General features: G+C 62.1%; 29 protein-coding genes. All 29 read left to right on the top strand.

The features are described from left to right. Positions 1 to 819: a 30S ribosomal protein S3 gene (gene rpsC / locus VFG26_RS14615; RefSeq protein ID WP_325026588.1), complete on the top strand. Its 819-nt coding sequence runs from the start codon at positions 1 to 3 to the stop codon at positions 817 to 819. A 21-nt stretch (positions 820 to 840) separates the two neighbouring features. Then, positions 841 to 1,251 (top strand): 50S ribosomal protein L16, encoded by a 411-nt coding sequence (rplP, locus tag VFG26_RS14620; RefSeq protein WP_325026590.1) that lies wholly within the window; start codon positions 841 to 843, stop codon positions 1,249 to 1,251. Between the two features lie 14 nt (positions 1,252 to 1,265). Continuing rightward, entirely contained in the window at positions 1,266 to 1,472 is a 207-nt protein-coding gene (gene rpmC / locus VFG26_RS14625) for a 50S ribosomal protein L29 (RefSeq protein ID WP_325026592.1), read from the top strand. Positions 1,473 to 1,486: 14 nt separating this feature from the next. After that, entirely contained in the window at positions 1,487 to 1,717 is a 231-nt protein-coding gene (gene rpsQ / locus VFG26_RS14630) for a 30S ribosomal protein S17 (protein WP_325026594.1), read from the top strand. A gap of 163 nt (positions 1,718 to 1,880) precedes the next feature. Beyond that, a complete protein-coding gene (gene rplN / locus VFG26_RS14635; protein WP_013215056.1) occupies positions 1,881 to 2,249 on the top strand; it encodes a 50S ribosomal protein L14 in 369 nt (122 codons plus the stop codon). Next, positions 2,249 to 2,575 (top strand): 50S ribosomal protein L24, encoded by a 327-nt coding sequence (gene rplX / locus VFG26_RS14640; protein ID WP_325026597.1) that lies wholly within the window; start codon positions 2,249 to 2,251, stop codon positions 2,573 to 2,575. Before rplN ends, rplX begins: the two co-directional genes overlap by 1 nt. Positions 2,576 to 2,578: 3 nt before the next feature. Next, positions 2,579 to 3,262, top strand: coding sequence for a 50S ribosomal protein L5 (gene rplE, locus VFG26_RS14645; RefSeq protein ID WP_325026599.1), 684 nt, complete (start codon positions 2,579 to 2,581; stop codon positions 3,260 to 3,262). Between the two features lie 41 nt (positions 3,263 to 3,303). Then, on the top strand, positions 3,304 to 3,609 hold the full coding sequence (gene rpsN / locus VFG26_RS14650; protein ID WP_045835888.1) for a 30S ribosomal protein S14: 306 nt from the start codon (positions 3,304 to 3,306) through the stop codon (positions 3,607 to 3,609). Positions 3,610 to 3,621: 12 nt separating this feature from the next. Then, positions 3,622 to 4,020 carry a 30S ribosomal protein S8 gene (rpsH, locus tag VFG26_RS14655; protein WP_325026603.1) on the top strand — a complete coding sequence of 133 codons (399 nt, stop codon included), beginning with the start codon at positions 3,622 to 3,624 and terminating at the stop codon, positions 4,018 to 4,020. Between the two features lie 42 nt (positions 4,021 to 4,062). After that, entirely contained in the window at positions 4,063 to 4,605 is a 543-nt protein-coding gene (gene rplF, locus VFG26_RS14660) for a 50S ribosomal protein L6 (protein WP_325026605.1), read from the top strand. A 12-nt stretch (positions 4,606 to 4,617) separates the two neighbouring features. Next, the gene (gene rplR, locus VFG26_RS14665) at positions 4,618 to 4,980 is read left to right on the top strand and encodes a 50S ribosomal protein L18 (protein ID WP_325026607.1); all 363 of its coding nucleotides are present in this window, start codon (positions 4,618 to 4,620) and stop codon (positions 4,978 to 4,980) included. Positions 4,981 to 5,004: 24 nt separating this feature from the next. Continuing rightward, positions 5,005 to 5,580: a 30S ribosomal protein S5 gene (gene rpsE / locus VFG26_RS14670; RefSeq protein ID WP_325026609.1), complete on the top strand. Its 576-nt coding sequence runs from the start codon at positions 5,005 to 5,007 to the stop codon at positions 5,578 to 5,580. Positions 5,581 to 5,638: 58 nt separating this feature from the next. Further along, positions 5,639 to 5,830 (top strand): 50S ribosomal protein L30, encoded by a 192-nt coding sequence (rpmD, locus tag VFG26_RS14675; RefSeq protein WP_325026611.1) that lies wholly within the window; start codon positions 5,639 to 5,641, stop codon positions 5,828 to 5,830. A gap of 5 nt (positions 5,831 to 5,835) precedes the next feature. After that, positions 5,836 to 6,390: a 50S ribosomal protein L15 gene (gene rplO, locus VFG26_RS14680; protein WP_325026613.1), complete on the top strand. Its 555-nt coding sequence runs from the start codon at positions 5,836 to 5,838 to the stop codon at positions 6,388 to 6,390. A gap of 134 nt (positions 6,391 to 6,524) precedes the next feature. Next, entirely contained in the window at positions 6,525 to 7,868 is a 1,344-nt protein-coding gene (gene secY, locus VFG26_RS14685; protein WP_325026615.1) for a preprotein translocase subunit SecY, read from the top strand. Beyond that, positions 7,865 to 8,458: an adenylate kinase gene (locus tag VFG26_RS14690; RefSeq protein WP_325026617.1), complete on the top strand. Its 594-nt coding sequence runs from the start codon at positions 7,865 to 7,867 to the stop codon at positions 8,456 to 8,458. Before secY ends, VFG26_RS14690 begins: the two co-directional genes overlap by 4 nt. A 184-nt stretch (positions 8,459 to 8,642) precedes the next feature. Then, on the top strand, positions 8,643 to 9,020 hold the full coding sequence (gene rpsM, locus VFG26_RS14695; protein WP_325026620.1) for a 30S ribosomal protein S13: 378 nt from the start codon (positions 8,643 to 8,645) through the stop codon (positions 9,018 to 9,020). A gap of 92 nt (positions 9,021 to 9,112) precedes the next feature. Beyond that, the gene (gene rpsK, locus VFG26_RS14700) at positions 9,113 to 9,514 is read left to right on the top strand and encodes a 30S ribosomal protein S11 (RefSeq protein ID WP_325026622.1); all 402 of its coding nucleotides are present in this window, start codon (positions 9,113 to 9,115) and stop codon (positions 9,512 to 9,514) included. Between the two features lie 110 nt (positions 9,515 to 9,624). Beyond that, a complete protein-coding gene (locus VFG26_RS14705) occupies positions 9,625 to 10,647 on the top strand; it encodes a DNA-directed RNA polymerase subunit alpha (protein ID WP_325026624.1) in 1,023 nt (340 codons plus the stop codon). A 180-nt stretch (positions 10,648 to 10,827) separates the two neighbouring features. Continuing rightward, positions 10,828 to 11,259: a 50S ribosomal protein L17 gene (rplQ, locus tag VFG26_RS14710; RefSeq protein WP_325026626.1), complete on the top strand. Its 432-nt coding sequence runs from the start codon at positions 10,828 to 10,830 to the stop codon at positions 11,257 to 11,259. A gap of 335 nt (positions 11,260 to 11,594) precedes the next feature. Continuing rightward, positions 11,595 to 12,623 (top strand): NAD-dependent epimerase/dehydratase family protein, encoded by a 1,029-nt coding sequence (locus VFG26_RS14715; RefSeq protein WP_325026628.1) that lies wholly within the window; start codon positions 11,595 to 11,597, stop codon positions 12,621 to 12,623. A 106-nt stretch (positions 12,624 to 12,729) separates the two neighbouring features. Then, a complete protein-coding gene (locus tag VFG26_RS14720; RefSeq protein WP_325026630.1) occupies positions 12,730 to 14,166 on the top strand; it encodes a Do family serine endopeptidase in 1,437 nt (478 codons plus the stop codon). 137 nt (positions 14,167 to 14,303) lie between these two features. After that, a complete protein-coding gene (locus VFG26_RS14725) occupies positions 14,304 to 14,954 on the top strand; it encodes a cadherin-like domain-containing protein (RefSeq protein WP_325026632.1) in 651 nt (216 codons plus the stop codon). 43 nt (positions 14,955 to 14,997) lie between these two features. Continuing rightward, a complete protein-coding gene (locus VFG26_RS14730; RefSeq protein WP_325026634.1) occupies positions 14,998 to 15,534 on the top strand; it encodes an AAA family ATPase in 537 nt (178 codons plus the stop codon). 66 nt (positions 15,535 to 15,600) lie between these two features. Then, entirely contained in the window at positions 15,601 to 16,914 is a 1,314-nt protein-coding gene (locus VFG26_RS14735) for a replication-associated recombination protein A (RefSeq protein ID WP_325026636.1), read from the top strand. 176 nt (positions 16,915 to 17,090) lie between these two features. Continuing rightward, positions 17,091 to 17,756: a ParB-like protein gene (locus tag VFG26_RS14740; protein WP_325026638.1), complete on the top strand. Its 666-nt coding sequence runs from the start codon at positions 17,091 to 17,093 to the stop codon at positions 17,754 to 17,756. 23 nt (positions 17,757 to 17,779) lie between these two features. Continuing rightward, positions 17,780 to 18,469, top strand: a complete 690-nt coding sequence (locus tag VFG26_RS14745; protein ID WP_325026640.1) for a VIT family protein — start codon at positions 17,780 to 17,782, stop codon at positions 18,467 to 18,469. A gap of 74 nt (positions 18,470 to 18,543) precedes the next feature. Then, on the top strand, positions 18,544 to 18,924 hold the full coding sequence (gene crcB, locus VFG26_RS14750) for a fluoride efflux transporter CrcB (protein ID WP_325026642.1): 381 nt from the start codon (positions 18,544 to 18,546) through the stop codon (positions 18,922 to 18,924). Then, positions 18,921 to 19,916 (top strand): RluA family pseudouridine synthase, encoded by a 996-nt coding sequence (locus VFG26_RS14755; RefSeq protein WP_325026643.1) that lies wholly within the window; start codon positions 18,921 to 18,923, stop codon positions 19,914 to 19,916. The genes crcB and VFG26_RS14755 overlap by 4 nt, the downstream gene beginning before the upstream one ends. Positions 19,917 to 20,046: the final 130 nt, after the last annotated feature.

A 20,046-nucleotide genomic window follows, 5' to 3' on the forward strand; every position in this document is an offset into this window, starting at 1 on the left:
ATGGGTCAAAAAGTCAATCCCGTCGGCCTCCGTCTCGGTATCAACCGGACCTGGGACAGCCGCTGGTTCGCTGCTCGCGGCGAATACGGCAAGCTGCTCCACGAGGATCGTGCGATCCGCGCTCACATCATGAAAGAGCAGCGCGAAGCCGGCATCTCGAAGGTTGTCATCGAGCGCCCGCACAAGAAGTGCCGCGTCACCGTCATGACCGCCCGCCCGGGCATCCTGATCGGTAAGAAGGGTGAGAAGATCGAGCGCCTGCGCGCTGATCTCGCAAAGCTGACGAGCTCGGAAGTTCACCTGAACATCCTCGAGATCCGCAAGCCCGAGATCGACGCCACGCTGATCGCCGAAGGCATCGCCCAGCAGCTCGAGCGCCGCGTTGCGTTCCGCCGCGCCATGAAGCGGGCGGTTCAGTCGGCTCTCCGCCTCGGCGCAGTCGGCATCCGTATCAACGTTGCAGGCCGTCTCGGCGGCGCTGAGATCGCCCGTACGGAATGGTATCGCGAAGGCCGCGTGCCGCTGCACACGCTCCGCGCCGACATCGACTTCGGCTACGGCGTTGCACGTACGGCGTACGGCATCATCGGCATCAAGGTTTGGGTCTTCAAGGGCGAGATCATCGAGCACGATCCGATGGCTTCCGACCGGAAGCTCACGGAAATGCAGGAAAGCGGCGCACCGCGCCCGCGTCGTGACGATGACCGTGGCGATCGCCGTGATCGCCGTCCGGGACGTGGCGGCCGTGGTGGACGTGGCGGTGGCGGCGGCAACGCGCCTGCGGCCTCGGACGCCGGCTCATCGACGCCAGAAGCGTAAGGATCCTAGAGGCAACTCATCATGCTGCAACCGAAACGGACGAAGTTCCGCAAACAGTTTAAGGGCCGGATCCACGGCGTCGCCAAGTCGGGCACCACGCTCGCTTACGGCGAAGTGGGCCTGAAGGCCATGGAGCCGGAGCGCCTGTCGGCGCGCCAGATCGAAGCCGCGCGTCGCGCCATCGCTCGTCACACGAAGCGTGCAGGCCGCATGTGGCTGCGCATCTTCCCGGACGTGCCGGTGTCGAAGAAGCCGGCCGAAGTCCGCATGGGCTCCGGTAAGGGTTCGCCCGAGCTTTGGGTGGCACGCGTCAAGCCGGGCCGCATCATTTTCGAGCTCGGCGGTCTCAATCAGCAGGTGGCGAAGGAAGCGCTCATTCTCGGCGCCGCCAAGCTGCCCATCAAATGCCGCGTCGTTACGCGGATCGAATAGGCGAGGTGATAGTCATGGCCGAAGATTTAAAGGGCATGTCGCTCGATCAGCTCGACGACCAGCTGGTGAAGCTCAAGAAAGAGCAGTTCAACCTGCGCTTTCAGCGGGCCTCGGGCCAACTTGAAAACACGGCGCGCATCCGGCTCGTCCGTCGAGATATCGCGCGCATCAAGACCGCAGCCGTTGCCCGGCGCGGTGGCAGCGTCAAAAAAGGCGCGTAAGGGAGAACGAGATTATGCCGAAGCGCGTGCTGCAGGGTGTCGTGGTATCCGACAAGAACGATAAAACCATTGTCGTTCAGGTCGAGCGTCGCTACACCCATCCGCTGCTGAAGAAGACCGTGCGCCGTACGAAGAAGTACCATGCGCACGACGAACAGAATTCGTTCAAGGTTGGCGATCAGGTCTCGATTGAAGAGACCAGTCCGATTTCCAAGAACAAACGTTGGATTGCAATAGCGTCTTGAGGTTATAAGCCTCGATTCGCGAAACGCGATCGAACGCCGGGAGCCGCCTTTCGAGCCGTCGGAGAGTTGGGAGTTATCTCAAGACCCCGCGAGCCAGATGGGCAAATGTAGAGATGGGCCTCGTGAGCACGACTCTTGAGGCCGTGAAAGAAGGAACGACGCGATGATCCAGATGGAGAGCAATCTCGACGTCGCCGACAACTCGGGCGCGCGCCGCGTTCAGTGCATCAAGGTGCTGGGCGGCTCGAAGCGCAAGTACGCGACAGTGGGTGACACCATCGTCGTCTCCGTGAAGGAGGCGATCCCGAAGGGGCGCGTCAAGAAGGGTCAGGTGATGAAGGCGGTCATCGTCCGCGTCGCGAAGGGTATCCGCCGGGCCGATGGCTCGCTGATCCGCTTCGATCGTAACGCTGCGGTGTTGATCAACGCCAACGGCGAACCGGTCGGCACGCGTATTTTCGGACCCGTGACGCGCGAACTGCGCGCCAAGAACCACATGAAGATCGTATCGCTCGCGCCGGAGGTTCTCTGATGTCGGCATTTAAAATCAAGAAGGGCGACAAGGTCTTCGTTCTCGCCGGCCGTGACAAGGGCAAGCGGGGCGAAGTGATCGAAATCCGTCCGAAGGAACACCGCGCTCTCGTTCGCGGCGTCAACATGGTGCGCCGTCACCAGCGCCAGTCGGCGTCGCAGGAAGGCGGCATCATTTCCAAGGAAGGTCCGATCGACCTCTCGAACCTCGCGATCGAGGACCCCAAGGACGGCAAGCCGTCTCGCGTCGGCTTCAAGATCCTTGAAGACGGCAAGAAGGTCCGCATCGCAAAGCGCTCGGGCGAGCAGATCCCGGAGAAGAACTAGGCCATGGCAAAGAATACCACAAAGGGCGCCAAGCCTCAGGGCGGCTCGCCGCAAGGTGCTGGCGAAGCCAAGAAGGCACGCGCCGACAAGAAGGCAGCAGCTCCGTCTGAGCCGCGCGAGCCCGCAGCTCCGCGTCCGGCCGATTACAAGCCGCGCCTCAAGTCGCACTACGAGAAGGTCGTTCGCGGCGCTCTCAAGGAGAAGTTCGGCTACTCGAACGTCATGCAGATCCCGCGTCTCGAGAAGATCGTGATCAACATGGGCGTCGGCGAAGCTGTCAACGATCGCAAGAAAGTTGAAGTCGCTGCAGCTGATCTCGCTCTGATCGCCGGCCAGAAGCCGGTCATCACGCGCGCCCGCAAGGCCCTCGCAACGTACAAGCTGCGCGAAGGTATGGCGATCGGGGCCAAGGTGACCCTCCGTGGCGACCGCATGTACGAATTCCTCGACCGGTTCGTCACCATCGCGCTGCCGCGCGTAAAGGACTTCCGCGGTCTCAACGCGAAGAGCTTCGATGGCCGCGGCAACTATGCCACGGGCCTGAAAGAGCACCTCGTGTTCCCCGAGATCGACTACGACAAGGTCGACAACGTGTTGGGCCTCGACGTGATCGTTTGCACGTCGGCCAAAACTGATGAAGAAGCTCGTGAATTGCTCAAGGGCTTCAACTTCCCGTTCCGCAGCTAGAGGACCTCGGCAGAAGCCGAAAGGCCTTTGGAGGAGATGAAATGGCTAAGACCAGTTCGATTGAAAAAAATAACCGCCGGCGCAAGATGACGGCAGAGCAGGCGCCCAAGCGCAAGCGCCTGAAGCTGCTCGCTAAGGACCGGACGAAGACGCCGGAAGAGCGTTTCGCGGCTCGCTTGAAGCTTGCCGAGATGCCCCGTAACGGCTCTAAGGTCCGCATCCGCAACCGTTGCGAGATCACCGGCCGTCCGCGCGGCAACTACCGGAAGCTCCGGATGTGCCGCAACCAGCTCCGCGAGCTGGCGAGCCAGGGCCGTATCCCCGGCATGGTCAAGGCGAGCTGGTAAGAGGAAGCATCAATGTCCGTTAATGATCCGTTGGGCGATATGCTGACCCGTATCCGGAACGCTCAGATGCGTCGCCGGCCGAAGGTCGCCACCCCCGCTTCTAACCTCCGCGCCCGCGTCCTCGACGTGCTCGCCGAGGAAGGCTATATCCGCGGCTACAGCCGCGTCGAATTGAAGGGCGAACTGCCTCAGTTCGAGATCGAGCTCAAGTATTACAATGGTCAGCCGGCCATCCGTGAGATCGAGCGCATCTCGAAGCCTGGCCGTCGCGTCTATTCGGCGGCAAAGGGAATTCCGATCGTGGCCAACGGCCTCGGCGTTGCTATCCTGTCTACGCCCAAGGGCGTCATGTCGGACTCGAAGGCGCGCGAAGCCAACGTCGGCGGCGAAGTCATCTGCAACATATTCTAAGGCTGAGGCCCAGGCCTCGGCGAAACAAGGTTTGAAGAAGCCATGTCGCGCATCGGTAAGAAACCCGTTCCCGTCCCGTCGAACGTGACGGCGACGATCGCCGGTCAGACCGTCAAGATGAAGGGTCCCAAGGGCGAGCTCGCCTTTACGGTTCCCGACGCATTGAAGGTCCAGCGGACGGACGAAGGCATCGACGTCAGCCTTCTCGAAGACACGAAGCTTGCACGTTCCAAGTGGGGCATGTCGCGGACTCAGATCGCGAACCTCATCAAGGGCGTGACTGATGGTTACACGCAGGATCTCGAGATCCACGGCGTCGGCTTCAAGGCCACGATGAAGGGCAAAGACACGCTGACGCTTTCCGTCGGCTACAGCCACGACGTCGTGCTGAAGATTCCGGCCGGTGTGGACGTCAAGGTCGGCGGCGCTAAGAGCGAATTGGTGTCGGTCTCCGGCATCGACAAGCAAGCGGTCGGCCACGTGGCATCCGTCATCCGCGCTTCTCGCAAGCCAGAGCCCTACCAGGGCAAGGGCGTGCGCTATAAGGGCGAATACATCCTCCGCAAGGAAGGCAAGAAGAAGTAGGACCGGCAACCGATGGCCAACAGCAATCAGAAATTTACGAACCGCAAGGCGCGCGTTCGTCGGAGCATCCGGGCCGCCGCAAACGGTCGTCCCCGGCTTTCCATTCACCGCTCGTCGCAGAACATCTACGCGCAGGTGATCGACGACGTGAAGGGCGTAACGCTCGCTTCGGCTTCGACGCTTGAGAAGGACCTCAAGGGCTCGTTGAAGACGGGCGCCGACAAGGCAGCTGCTGCTGCCATCGGCAAGCTCGTCGCCGAGCGCGCCGTCAAAGCCGGCGTCACCGAGGTCGTGTTCGACCGCGGCGGCTTTCTGTTTCATGGGCGCGTCAAGGCGCTCGCCGATGCCGCCCGCGACGGCGGTCTGAAGTTTTAAGAGATACCCGAGAGGAACCGAAACGTGGCACGTGGACCCCAGAGAGACCGTGGCAGAGATCGCGAGGAGCGCGACAGCGAGTTTACCGATAAGCTCGTTCACATCAATCGCGTCGCCAAGGTCGTCAAGGGCGGTAAGCGCTTCGGCTTTGCTGCGCTCGTCGTCGTCGGCGACCTGAAGGGCCGCGTCGGCTTCGGCCACGGTAAGGCTCGTGAAGTTCCTGAGGCGATCCGCAAGGCGACCGAAGGCGCAAAGCGCAACCTTCTTCGCGTGCCGCTTCGCGACGCTCGTACGCTTCATCACGACAGCGTCGGCCGTCACGGCGCCGGCAAGGTGATCCTGCGCTCGGCTCCGGCCGGTACCGGCATCATCGCAGGCGGTGCAATGCGCGCCGTTTTCGAGATGGTCGGCGTGCATGACATCGTCGCCAAGTCGATGGGCTCGACGAACCCCTACAACGTCGTCCGCGCGACGTTCGATGCGCTCAAGGCGCAGGAAAATCCGCGCGGCGTCGCAGCTCGCCGCAATAAGAAGGTTTCCGACATCGTGTCGCGTCGTCGCGACGGCTCGGCCGCGGCCGAAGCTGGTGCGGACGTCTGAAGAAATAACGGAAGCGCCGATATTTCTGGCGCTTCACAAAGGGACCTGAGGTTACGACATGGCGACGAATAAAACGATCACGCTCAAGCAGGTGCGGAGTGCCAACCGGCGCCCCGAGCGGCAGACCGAAACGTTGATCGGCCTCGGGCTGAACAAGATCGGTCGCATCTCCAAGGTTGAAGACACGCCGGCCATCCGCGGTATGCTGAAGAAAGTTCAGCATCTCGTTCAGGTCGAAGAAGGGAAATAACGCCAATGCGGCTTAACGGCATTAAGGACAACCCCGGCGCCAAGAAGACGCGCGTCCGCATCGGTCGCGGTATCGGCTCGGGCCTGGGCAAGATGGGTGGCCGCGGTGGCAAGGGCCAGACGGCCCGTACCGGCGTCGCCATCGGCGGCTTCGAAGGCGGTCAGATGCCCTTGCATCGCCGTCTACCGAAGCGTGGCTTCAACAAGTGGCGTCCGGAGCACTTCAACGAGATCAACGTCGGAACGCTGCAGCAGGCGATCGACGACAAGCGTCTCGACGGCTCCAAGCCGGTTGATCTGGCATCTCTGATCGAAGCTGGTATCGTACGCCGTGCGAAGGACGGTCTTCGTCTTCTCGCTGACGGCGAGATCAAGGCCAAGGTCTCGATCACGGTCAACCATGCCTCTGCGAAGGCTAAGGAAGCGATTGAGAAGGCTGGCGGCACCGTCAGCGTGATTGAGCGCAAGATCCTCGCCGCAGACGAAGAGAAGCGGGCTAAGTCGGCCGCCAAGAAAGCTGCCAAGGGCAAGAAGCCCGGCGCTGGCAAGTCGGAAGAATAAAATACGAGCGTGCAATGAGGCGGGGAAACCCGCCTGATCGCGTTCGAGGCTGGAGGGCGCTGGAAACGGCGCTATCCGGGCCCAAGTTGCGACAGCGCCCTTGGCGTCATCGCAACGGTTAGGAGAAGAGACCAATGGTTTCCGCTGCCGAGCAGCTTGCTTCCAATCTGAACTTCAGCGCCTTCGCGAAGGCGGAGGATTTGAAGCGGCGCCTGTGGTTCACGCTTGGCGCACTGATCGTTTTCCGCCTGGGTACGTTCATTCCGCTGCCAGGCATCAATCCCGCTGCCTTCGCTGAAACGTTCAAATCGCAGGCCGGCGGCATCCTGGGCATGTTCAACATGTTCTCGGGCGGCGCCCTCGAGCGTCTCGCGATCTTTGCCCTCAACATCATGCCTTACATTTCGGCGTCGATCATCATGCAGTTGATGAGTTCGATTTCGCCGAAGCTCGAGGCACTGAAGAAGGAAGGCGAGGCGGGCCGCAAGCAGATCAACCAGTACACCCGCTACCTGACGGTCGTTCTCGCAGCGCTGCAGGCCTACGGCATTGCCGTTGGTCTCGAAGGCTCGCGGAATGCGGCTGGCGCGGTCGTTCTGGAACCCGGCATGTTCTTCCGCCTGACGACGGTCATCACGCTCGTTGGCGGTACGGTCTTCCTGATGTGGCTCGGTGAGCAGATCACGCAGCGCGGCGTCGGCAACGGCACGTCTCTGATCATCTTCGCCGGCATCGTCGCAGGCCTCCCCGGCGCGCTCCTACAACTCTTTGAGCTGTCGCGTACCGGCTCGATCTCGCCCGGCATTCTGATTTTCTTCCTGGCTCTGGCTCTGGCCGTCGTCGCTGCCATCGTGTTCTTCGAACGCGCGCAACGCCGTCTGCTCGTGCAGTATCCAAAGCGCCAGGTCGGCAACAAGATGTTCCAGGGCGAAGCCTCGCATCTGCCGCTGAAGCTCAACTCTTCGGGTGTCATTCCGCCGATCTTTGCCTCTTCGCTCCTGCTTCTGCCGATCACGGCTGCGCAGTTCTCTGCGGGGCAGGGACCCGAGTGGCTGAACAATGCCGTCGCCGCGCTCGGATCGGGCCAGCCGCTGCACATGCTCGTCTATGCGCTGCTGATCCTGTTCTTCGCGTTCTTCTACACGGCGGTCGTGATCAACCCGAAGGAAACGGCTGACAACCTCCGCAAGTACGGCGGCTTCCTGCCCGGTATCCGCCCCGGCGAGAAGACGGCCCAGTACATCGACTACGTCCTGACCCGCATCACTGTCGTCGGTGCAATTTATCTGGCCGCAGTCTGCGTACTTCCTGAGATCCTGACGTCGTATGCCGGCATTCCGCTCTACTTCGGCGGTACCTCGCTCCTCATCGCCGTCAGCGTCACGATGGATACCGTTGCCCAGGTCCAAAGCCACCTCATCGCTCAGCAGTATGAGGGCTTGATCAAGAAGGCCAAACTGCGCGGGGCACGGCGATGATCCTGATACTGCTTGGGCCGCCGGGGGCGGGTAAGGGCACGCAGTCTCAGCTGATTGCCGAGCGTCTTGGAATTCCGCAGCTCTCGACCGGAGATATGCTGCGGGCCGCGGTCAAGGCTGGTACGCCGGTCGGCCTCAAGGCCAAGAAGATCATGGAAGCGGGCAGCCTCGTCAGCGACGAGGTCGTCATCGGCATCATCGCCGACCGCATCTCCGAGCCGGACTGCGCCAAAGGGTTCATCCTCGACGGATTTCCCCGGACGCTGCCCCAGGCTGACGCGCTGGACGAACTACTGAAGTCGAAGGGCCGCCATCTCGATTGCGTGATCGAGCTGAAGGTCGACGACACCAAGCTCGTGGAGCGGATTGAGTGCCGCGCCCGCGAGACCCTGGCTGCCGGCGGCACGGTACGCGCCGACGACAACGCCGAAGCCCTGAAGACGCGCCTGATCGCCTACTACCGCGAGACGGCGCCGTTGATCGGCTACTACTACGCCCACAAGTTGCTGAAAACCGTTGACGGCATGCAGCCCATTCCCGAGGTCAATCGCCGGATCGGCGAGCTTCTGGATCAATTCCAGCATGCGTGACACATGGAAGCATGGATTGACGGCAGGGGTGACCCGGGGTAGAAAGGCAAACTTTCTTTAGGGCTCAACTTGATCCGGACCAGGGCACGTAACCCCGGTACTGCGGTCGTTGCGCCTATTTGCACTTGAGAATCAACGAGACAGCATCCTAATTCGGTTCGAGATTTAAAGGCAGGAGACTGAAGTGGCCCGCATCGCAGGCGTCAACATTCCAACAGGTAAGCGCGTCGAGATCGCGCTTCGCTATATCCACGGCATCGGGCCCAAGTTCTCGAAGGAGATCTGCGAGAAGTGCAGCATCCCCGCCGAGCGTCGCGTCAATCAGCTGACGGATGCCGAAGTCTTGCAGATCCGTGAAACGATCGACCGCGACTACACGGTCGAGGGCGACCTGCGCCGCGAAGTTCAGACCAACATCAAGCGTCTGATGGACCTCGGTTGCTACCGCGGTCTGCGCCACCGCAAGGGTCTGCCCGTCCGCGGTCAGCGCACGCACACGAACGCCCGCACCCGCAAGGGCAAGGCGGTTCCGATCGCAGGTAAGAAGAAGGCGACGAAGTAGTTCGTCACGCAAGGGTTCATGCACGCCATGTCATGTGGCGTGCTCAACGATTTTACGCCTCCGCTTGAACGAGGCATGGAGCAACGACGGTAATGGCCAAGGAAGCAGCGGCAGCGCGCGGTAAAGTTAAGAAGCGCGAGAAGAAGAACATCACGTCGGGCGTCGCGCACGTCAACGCGTCGTTCAACAACACGATGATCACGATCACGGATGCCCAGGGCAACGCGATCGCCTGGTCGTCTTCGGGCACCAAGGGCTTCAAGGGCTCGCGCAAGTCGACGCCGTACGCCGCTCAGATGGCAGCTGAAGATGCCGGCCGCAAGGCTCAGGAGCACGGCATGAAGGTGCTCGAGGTTGAAGTCTGCGGTCCGGGTTCGGGCCGTGAATCGGCTCTCCGCGCTCTCCAGGCTGTCGGCTTCCAGATCACCTCGATCCGCGACGTGACGCCGATCCCGCACAACGGCTGCCGCCCGCGCAAGCGCCGCCGCGTTTAAACGAAATTTTTCGCGCGCCGGGACCGCTCGGCGCGCCTCCATGTGTTGATTACGGCCAAGAGATTACGCGGCCCGCTCCCCCGTCCGCGCAAAACTAGACGAGGTTTCTCGTGAACGTCCTCCAGAAGAACTGGCAAGACCTGATCAAGCCGTCGAAGCTTGAAATTCAGTCCGGCCGCGACCGCTCGCGTATCGCGACCGTTGTTGCAGAACCCCTTGAGCGCGGCTTTGGCATGACGCTCGGCAACGCCCTGCGCCGCGTGCTTCTGTCCTCGCTTCAGGGCGCCGCCATCAAGACCGTGCAGATCGACGGCGTTCTGCATGAGTTTTCGTCCGTTCCGGGCGTCCGCGAGGACGTGACGAACATCATCCTCAACATCAAGGAAATCGCGCTGCGCATCCACTCGGAAGGCGTGAAGCGCATGGTGTTGAAGAAGGAAGGCGCCGGCCCCGTCACCGCTGGCGACATCGAAGCTTCCTCCGAAGTCGAAGTTCTGAACCCCGACCACGTGATCTGCCACCTCGACCAGGGTGCAGCGATCCGCATGGAGTTCACGGCCGACATCGGCAAGGGCTACGTTCCTTCCGACCGCAACCGTCCTGAGGATGCGCCGATCGGCCTGATCCCGGTCGACAGCCTCTATTCGCCGGTGAAGAAGGTCTCCTACAAGGTCGAGAATACGCGCGAAGGCCAGATCCTCGACTACGACAAGCTGACGATGGTTGTCGAAACCGACGGCTCGATCCGCCCGGAAGATGCGGTCGCTCTCGCGGCTCGTATTCTCCAGGACCAGCTCGCCGTCTTCATCAACTTCGAAGAGCCCAAGAAGGCCCAGGAAGAGCAGCGTCATCCGGAGCTCGCGTTCAACGCCGCGCTCCTCAAGAAGGTCGACGAGCTCGAGCTGTCGGTCCGTTCTGCGAACTGCCTCAAGAACGATAACATCGTCTACATCGGCGACCTCATTCAGAAGACCGAAGCCGAGATGCTTCGCACGCCGAACTTCGGCCGTAAGTCGCTGAACGAGATCAAGGAAGTTCTGGCGACGATGGGTCTTCACCTCGGCATGGAAGTGCCCAACTGGCCGCCGGACAACATCGACGAGCTGGCGAAGCGCTTCGAAGACCAGTACTAAGAATTCCAGCCGGCCTGCTCGCGCGGGCCGGCTGCAATAATCCGGATAGCTCAACAGCACCGGGATACGACGGCGAAGGTGAGGCCATAGAAACTCCCGCGCCGGCCGGATGGCAAAGCCAACGGTCAATCAAAGCCCTTAGCATCCGCCGCGGGCCAACAATGTAAGGATGAAGACACTATGCGTCATAAGAAGCTTGGCCGCCGCTTTGGCCGTCACGTCGGTCACCGTCAGGCAATGTTCTCGAACATGGCCGCTGCTCTCATCAAGCACGAGCAGATCGTCACGACTCTGCCGAAGGCGAAGGACCTGAAGCGCGTCGTCGACAAGTACATCACGCTCGCAAAGCGCGGCGACCTGAACTCGCGCCGTTTGGCGATTGCCCGCCTCCGCGACGAAGACATGGTCAAGAAGCTCTTCGACGTTCTCGGACCGCGTTACAAGGACCGCAACGGCGGCTACACGCGCGTTCTGAAGGCCGGCTTCCGTTATGGCGATAACTCGCCGCGCGCCGTCATCGAACTCGTCGATCGCGACGAGAGCGTGAAGGGCGCCGAGGACAAGGCCCGCCACGAAGCAAATCTCGCTGCACAGCAGGAAGCTTCGGCCTAATCCCATTCGCCGCGCGATCGCGCTGGCATCATCGAAATCGAAAACCCCGGCGCTGAAAGGCACCGGGGTTTTTGCTTTGAGGGCCATGACGCGCATCGGGGAGCAGGCGCGGGAATTGTGCTGCAGGCGAAGCGCGCGGATTAGGTCCTCTTCAGCCGCAGGCAGACTAAATCGGCGGTTGTTACAACCGTATGACGGCATCCTGAACCCTGCCTCAGTCTCGCCCAGAGCCGCTATCTGTGGCTGCGCATATTGCCAGATGCGGGCGTTCCACGGACACTTCAGGTGACCGGAGCGCACGGGGCGCCTCGGCGGCAGGGAAGGGGCCTAACGAAATGGCGTCAAATCCACCGGTCGTCGTCACCGGAGCATCCGGGCTCATTGCGAAATACACGATTGCCGAATTCCTGCGCCGTGGCTTTGCCGTTCGCGGAACGGTGCGCAGCATGGAGAAGGCTGAGGCCGTCCGGCGCGCTGTCGCCAAGCTCGGCTGCGATGCCGGAAAAGTCTCGTTCGTCGTCGCGGATCTCGGAAGGGACGATGGCTGGAAGGAAGCCGTCGCTGGCAGCGAGATCGTCGTCCACACGGCTTCGCCGTTCCCCGTCAGCCAGCCCGATGATCCGGAAGAGGTGATCGCTCCGGCACGAGACGGAACCCTGCGCGTGCTCCGCGCTGCGACGGCCGGCGCTGTGGCCCGCGTCGTGCTGACGTCGTCCACGGTTGCGATCTTCTATCCGAGCGGCGTTCCCAAGGGGCACATCTACTCGGAAGACGACGTGACTGACGAGACGCGCCGCGATCTCACGCCCTACATCAGATCGAAGACGATCGCGGAAAGAGCGGCGTGGGACTTCACCGAGTCGACGCCCGGCGCACCTCAGCTCGCGGTTATCAATCCGAGCTTCGTCCAGGGCCCCGCGCTCGACGGCGATCTTTCGACGTCGCACGAACTCTATCGCATCATGGCGCGTGGCACCTATCCGGCGGTTCCGAAAATCAGCTTTCCCGTCGCCGATGTTCGCGACGTCGCCGCTGCTCACGTCGAAGCCGCGCTGAGGCCACAGGCGGCAGGCAACCGCTACCTCATCGGAGAAGGTCAAATGAGCCTTTATGCTCTCGGCCAGATCGTGGTGCGCGAGCTCCCCGACCTACGCGCAAAGGTGCCAAAGTTCGAGCTTCCGGATTTCGCCGTGAGAGCCATGGCACTCTTCGACAAGAAAATGCTGACCATTTTGCCCGAGCTTGGCGAGCGCAAAGATTACACGAATGTAAGAGCAAAAAAGGATTTGGGCCTCGAGCCGCGCTCTGCCGATGAGGCCGCGACTGCCGCCACGCGTTCATTACGAGAGCTTAGGTTGATCTAGCCGCCGCGCAGAACATATTTCTTCCGTCCGATTCGACTTCACTGTGCCCGATCGCTATTCGAACGGACGCAACCGGCCCCACCTGCCCACCTGGAAGAATTCACCGATGAAAATGAAAAATTTCGTCCTCGTTTGTGCTGCCGTAGCTGCCGGCATCAGCGTTGCGCCGAAGTTCTTCAGTCCGGCGGAGGTCTCCTTCGCGCAGGAGAAAGTGCCGCCGCCTTCGCGCGAGGCCGCTCAGTATTCCTTCGCGCCTATCGTGAAGAAGGCCGCGCCCGCCGTCGTCAACGTCTACGTCCGCTCGCGCGTGCAGACTTTCGACTCGCCGTTCGCCAACGATCCGTTCTTCCGTCAGTTCTTCGGGCGCGCGCTCGGCCGCCCATCGGAACGGGTGATGAGTTCGCTGGGCTCCGGCGTCATCGTCAGCCCCGACGGCTTGATCGTCACGAACACCCACGTGATCAAAGGCGGCGGCGATACGGCTATTCGCGTCGCACTTTCCGATAAGCGCGAATTCGACGCCAAGGTCATCGCGCAGGACGAGAAGGCCGACATCGCCGTGCTGAAGATCGACGGCGGCAGCGAGAAAAGTTTCCCGTATTTGCGCTTCGACGATTCTGACAGCCTTGAAGTCGGCGATCTGGTGCTCGCCATCGGCAACCCGTTCGGCGTCGGCCAGACGGTGACGAGCGGCATCGTCTCGGCGTTGTCACGTTCAGAGATCGGACAGTCCGACAGCCAAGTCTTCATCCAGACCGACGCCGCGATCAATCCCGGCAACTCGGGCGGCGCGCTGGTCGACATGGGCGGCCGCCTCGTTGGCATCAACACGATGATCTATTCGCAGTCCGGCGGTTCCGTCGGCATCGGCTTTGCGATCCCATCGAACTTGGTCCGCATCTACGCCGAAAGCGCCGCCAACGGCCGGAAGGTGGAAAAGCCCTGGATTGGCGCCAAGCTCGAAGCCATGTCGCACGACATAGCCGAGGGACTGGGCCTCAATCGCGTGTCCGGCGCCGTCGTCACGCGCCTTTACGACAAGGGACCGGCAGCCGCCGCGGGCCTGCAGGCGGGCGATGTGATCACTCAGGTTGACGGCGTCGAGGTGATCGATGCGCGTGCTGTCTATTATCGCCTGACGACGAAAGGCATCGGCCAGACGGCGCGGCTGACGGTTCTCCGCAGCAATCGCCCGGTCGACGTCAATCTGCCTCTCGTCGGCGCGCCAAAGCCCGGCAAGGACGATGCGAAGAACCTGTCGGGTAATCATCCGCTCGATGGCGCGCGGATTTCCAACATCCTGCCGTCCGTCGCCGACGAAATGGGCCTGGATCAGACCGATGGGGTCGTCGTCCTGTCCGTGCGGGATGGATCGACTGCCCAAGCCTTCGGCTTCCAGCCGGGCGACGTGATCGCCGCCATCGGCAAGGATCGCATCGCCAATGTCACCGAGGCCGAAGCGGCGCTCGCGACCCGCAAGCGGCTCTGGCAGATCTCGGTCCGGCGGGGCGAGCGCGTTCTCCAGCTCCAGGTGCCCGGCTGATCCGTCAGCCTTCCCCGTTAACCGTGATGATGCGGGATGATGCGAAGCTGCCGATAAGCTGACAAATTCCTGGCCGAGGGTCCTGACCAGGCGGCATCGCCGCCGATCCAGGTGCGTTTGCGTAACGGAGTTCGCCGATGTCCGATAATCGTGGTGTGCTGATCATCGGCGAAGGGGCCGTCCTGAAGGGCGAGGTCAAGGACGCCCAAAAGGTTGAAGTCTGGGGCTACGTCGAAGGCAAGGTTGCGGCGGGCGAGGTGCTGGTTCAGGAGGGCGGCCAGCTGTTCGGCACCGTCAATTCCAGCACCGCTGAGATTCGCGGCACCCTGCAAGGCGATGTGCGCGTGGAGCAATTGATCCACATCAAGAGCACGGGCCAAGCCGCCGGCAAGATCAAATACGGCCGCCTGTCGATGGAGGAGGGCGGCGAACTTTCAGCCCACGTCCGCAACATACCCCCGGCAATCGGTGGCGACCTGGATCTGACCGTCGGAAAAGGCCGTTCGGTCCGCATCACCACGGCCGACCTCAACGCGCTCGATCCCGACGACAAGCCCGAGGATCTGAGCTTCCAGGTCTCGAACGCCGCCGGCGGCTACGTCGCGCTCGCGAGCGACCCGAAGCGTCCCGTCGCCTCGTTCTCGCAAGCAGACCTCGAAAAGGGTGCTGTCTATTTCGCGCACGACGGCTCGGACGCGCAGAAGGCCCGCTTCGACGTTCAGGTGACGGACCTCTCCGGCGCAAGCTCCGGCCCCCCGAAAACCGTCAACGTCGCCGTGCGTTTCTAGTGTTCGCGGCAGGCCGAACCTGACGGCCTAACGAGCGGATGTGATGAGCGCACGTTTTGTGGTGCTGTCGGGGTGCTCAGGCGGGGGTAAGTCGACGCTTCTCGCCGAACTGGCGCGGCGTGGTTTCGCCATTGTCGAAGAGCCGGGCAGGCGGGTGATCAGGGCCGAGGTCGAAAGCGGAGGCCAAGCGCTGCCGTGGGTGGATCTCGCAGCGTTCGCGCGGCGCGCCATCGAGATTTCTTTGGAAGATCGCAGCGCTGCCGCGGGAGCTCCCAATGGCTGGGTCTTCTTCGATCGCGGTCTCGTCGATGCCGCAGCGGCTTTGACCCATGCAACCGGTGAGCCCGCGCTGGAGCGGCTGGGCCGAGAGCATCGCTATAACGAGATGGTCTTCCTCACCCCGCCCTGGCCCGAAATCTTCGCGGCTGACGCCGAGCGCCAACTCGGTTTCGAAGATGCAGCAGGCGAATACGACCGGCTTCTGGTCGCTTACCGATCGCTCGGTTACCGCCCGGTCGTGCTTCCCAAGGCCAGCGTCGAGAGGCGGGCTGACCTCGTCCTGGCTGAGCTGGGAAGATGAGGGAAGAAGCGCCAAAGCGCGCCTTTGCCATTTGGATTGGGCCCGTCAGGCTTATATAAGTCCCCCATGACGAACCTCTTCGAAGCTGCCGGACTGGAAAAAAGCGCACCGCGCCCGCTTGCGGACCGTTTGCGCCCGAAAACGCTCGCCGAGGTCGTCGGCCAGGAGCACATCGTCGGACCGGACGGCACGCTGACGCGCATGCTGAACAGCGGCCGCGTCCCGAGCCTCATCTTTTGGGGGCCGCCGGGCTCCGGCAAGACGACGATCGCCCGGCTTCTCGCCAACGAAACGAAGCTGGCGTTCGAGCAGCTCTCCGCGATTTTCTCCGGCGTCGCCGACCTGCGCAAAGCCTTCGAGCGCGCCAAGATGCTGCGCGAACAGGGCAAGGGCACGCTGCTCTTCATCGACGAGATCCATCGCTTCAACCGGTCCCAGCAAGACAGCTTCCTGCCGTACATGGAAGACGGCACGATCACGCTCGTCGGTGCGACGACCGAGAACCCGAGCTTCGAGCTCAACGCCGCTATTCTTTCGCGCGCCAGCGTCCTGGTACTGAACCGCCTCGATGACGCGAACCTGGAAAAGATCCTCTCGCGAGCCGAAGCGGAAGTCGGCCGCCCGCTGCCCCTGAACGATGACGCCCGCGACGCGCTCAAAGGCATGGCCGACGGCGACGGCCGCGCCATCCTCAATCTCGTCGAAGACGTGTTCGCGGCCGTGCCGGCCAAGGCAAAGCCGCTCGACCGCGAAGCGCTCGTCAAACTCGTGCAGCGCCGCGCGCCGCTCTACGACAAGTCGCGTGAAGGTCACTACAATCTGATCTCCGCGCTACATAAGGCCGTGCGCGGATCAGATCCCGATGCTGCGCTCTATTACTTCTGCCGCATGCTCGACGGCGGCGAAGACCGTCTCTTCCTTGCGCGGCGGTTGGTGCGCATGGCGGTGGAGGACATCGGCCTCGCAGATCCCCAAGCGCTCGTCGTCTGCAACTCGGCGAAAGATGCTTTCGATTTTCTCGGCAGTCCCGAAGGCGAGTTGGCCCTGGCCGAAGCCGTGATCTACGTCGCGACCGCGCCGAAGTCGAACGCCAACTACGTCGCCTTCAAAGCCGCGATGCGCGCCGCCAAAGAGCACGGGTCACTGGCTCCGCCAAAGACGATCCTCAATGCGCCGACGAAGCTGATGGAGGAGGAGGGCTACGGCTCGGACTATCTCTACGACCACGATCAGCCGGACGCATTTTCCGGCCAAAACTATTTTCCAGACGAGTTCCGCAAGCGCCCGCAGTACTACGATCCACCCGAGCGCGGCTTCGAACGCGAAATCAGGAAGCGTCTTGATTATTGGGCCAAACTTCGCGCTGAACGGAATAGATAATCGAAGGACACGTTGCCCTTAGAAGGATAGTTCTCAAGCTTCGTTAGCTTTGAAAGGCTATAGAGGCCGTCGTGAGCGACATATAACTTTCCGTAAAGCGCGCAATTTCTCAGAACACGTCACTGCCCGTTCGATACGTTAGGCCTTGGTTCCGGTACATTTTCGGGAGGGTCAAAATGGCTGAGGCAGATACACAGCACCATTCTCAGGTGCCGTCGCAGTCGCCGTCACTTCATTCCGTCGCAATCGCCGATCTCCGCCCGACACAGATGACCGTCGGCATGCGAGAAGTGGAACAAAAGCGCTCCGACTGGCGCGGCCTTGCCCCGACGAGAACCGGTCAGTTCCTCGGACGTCACATGATCCCCGTCGTCCGGGGACCAAAAAATCGCTATTACGTCGTCGATCACCATCATCTTGCGCGCGCGTTGCACGATGAAGGCGTCGATCAGGTTCTGATCTCGCCGGTCGCCGATTTACGCGCGCTCGACAAGGATGAGTTCTGGACCTTCATGGACAATCGGGGCTGGATCCATCCGTTTGACAGTGACGGGCGCCGGCAGCCGCGCTCGTCTTTGCCTAAAAGCATTGCTGATCTGGAAGACGATCCGTACCGCAGCTTAGCGGGCGAGCTGCGCTTCGCGGGCGGCTACGCCAAGGACACGATGCCGTTCGCTGAGTTCCTCTGGGCCGACGCATTGCGCCGCCGGGTCGACGCCAAGACAGCGAAAAACGATTTCGACACGGCGCTGAAGACAGCGCTCGATTTCGCCAAGAGCGCCGGTGCCGGTCATTTGCCCGGTTGGTGCGGCGCTCACGCCCGAAAGGGGGCCCCCGCATGAGAACGAATAAGGCTGAACATGTCATGCCTCGGACCGAAGACCATGTCGTCGAGAAATTGGGTTGGCTGCGTGCGGCCGTGCTCGGCGCCAACGACGGCATCGTCTCAACCGCGAGCTTGATTGCGGGTGTCGCATCTTCGCACGCGTCGCAGAAATCCATTCTCATTGCAGGCATCGCCGGCCTCGTCGCGGGGGCGCTCTCGATGGCCGCGGGAGAGTACGTGTCGGTCAGCTCGCAGGCGGACGCCGAAAAAGCCGACCTGGCACGCGAGCGCCGGGAACTCGCCGAGCAGCCGGAATTCGAACTGCAGGAGTTGACGGACGTCTACACCAAACGCGGCGTCGAGCCGGGCCTAGCCCGCGAAGTGGCCAAGCAGCTGACGGCCCACGATGCGCTCGGCACCCACGCGCGAGAGGAGCTTGGCATTACCGAAATGACGACTGCGCAGCCCATTGTTGCCGCGATCGCTTCTGCCATGTCATTTGCCGTGGGCGCGGCCGTGCCGCTGATAGCCGCCATTATCTCCCCAGAAAGCCGGGTGACGCTCGTCGTGACCGCCGCGTCTCTCGTCTGCTTGGCGGTGCTGGGCGCCATTGGCGCGCGCATTGGCAAGGCAGATGTTTGGTGGGCGACCCTGCGGGTCACGTTTTGGGGCGCGCTGGCGATGGCGTTGACCGCATTGATCGGCCATTTTTCCGACGCTGTCATCTAGTCCGTCGAGGATGCCGCTCTTCCTACCTGAAGCTAACGGGGCTATACGGACCCTTGTCTGCATTGGGATTCCGCATGAGATTACTGCTTATTGCTTCGGCGGGCGGTGCTATTGGCACCGGCTTCCGTTTTTTGATTAATCGGGTCTTCGCTCATGCGGGTCTGATCGAATTCCCATGGGCGACGCTGACAATTAACATTTTGGGCTCTTTCCTCATGGGCGTACTGATCGAAACGCTTGCGCTGCGTTTCAATGCCTCCAATGAACTGCGCACTTTCTTCGCCACCGGCATCCTGGGCGGCTTCACGACCTTTTCCGCGTTTTCGCTCGAGTTCGCTACGCTCTTTGAGCGAGGCAACACCGCAGCCGCCTTCAGCTATGTAGCGGCGTCTGTGGTCTTCAGCCTGTTCGCGATCTTCGCCGGCCTGACGCTGGCGCGCTGGGTGTTCGCATGACAACAGCATCAACAGCCAAGGTGGAAACGCTCCGCGTCTCCGACAGCGAAGACGATATGCGTCTCGATCGCTGGTTCCGCGTCCACTTCCCGGAAGTCGGCTACACGTATTTGCAGAAGCTTCTGCGCTCAGGGCAAATCCGCGTCGATTCCAAACGTGCCCAGGCCAATGACCGCTTGCGCGCCAAGTCCGAGATCCGCGTTCCCGCCATCGTCCGTCAGCCAAAGAAGACGAAGCCTGGACTGCAGGCGCCTCCCGGCGTTTCCAAGGGCGACCGCGACGCCATCGAGAAAATGATCCTGTTCGAGGACGAGCATGTGCTCGTGCTCAACAAGCCGTTCGGACTGGCGGTGCAAGGCGGCACAGGCACGAAGAAGCACATCGACGGCATGCTGGAAGGCATGGCGGACCGCTTCGGCGGCGAACGCCCGCGCCTCGTCCATCGCCTCGACCGCGACACGACGGGCGTGCTGCTCGTTGCCAAATCGCGCGACATGGCGGCCAAGCTCGGGCGCACGTTCCAGACGCGTTCGGCAGCCAAGACATATTGGGCGCTCGTAAAGGGCGTGCCGAAGCCCCCGCAGGGGAAGATCGAGGCGGCGCTGGTGAAGGCGTCAGGCCCCGATGGCGACAAGGTCCGTAAGGCCCGCCCGGGCGAGCAGGACGTCGCCATGCATGCAACGACGCACTATTCGGTCATCGACCGCGCCGCGCAGAAGGCCGCCTGGGTGTCATTGAAGCCCGTGACGGGCCGCCAGCATCAGCTGCGCGCGCATATGCATCTCATCGGTCATCCGATCGTCGGCGACAACAAGTACGAAGGCGACATCAATATGCCGGCCGAGAACATGGACAAGAAGCTGCATCTGCACGCGCGCCGGCTCGTCATTCCGCACCCCAAGGGCGGAACGATCGACGTCACGGCGCCCTTGCCGCAGCACATGCAGGCGACTTGGGACCTGCTGGGCTTCGATCCGCAGAAGTTCGAATAGGACAAGGGCGCGGAACACGCCTCAAAATCGATAAAATCCGCAGCGGTTCAATAACCCGCATGATCGCCAAATCCGGCATATCGAACCCTCCGTGGTGCCGGTTTTGCATCGCCCGGCCCGCATGCTAGAT

It is taken from the genome of Hyphomicrobium sp., from assembly GCF_035687085.1.
In the GTDB taxonomy this organism is placed as follows: domain Bacteria; phylum Pseudomonadota; class Alphaproteobacteria; order Rhizobiales; family Hyphomicrobiaceae; genus Hyphomicrobium_B.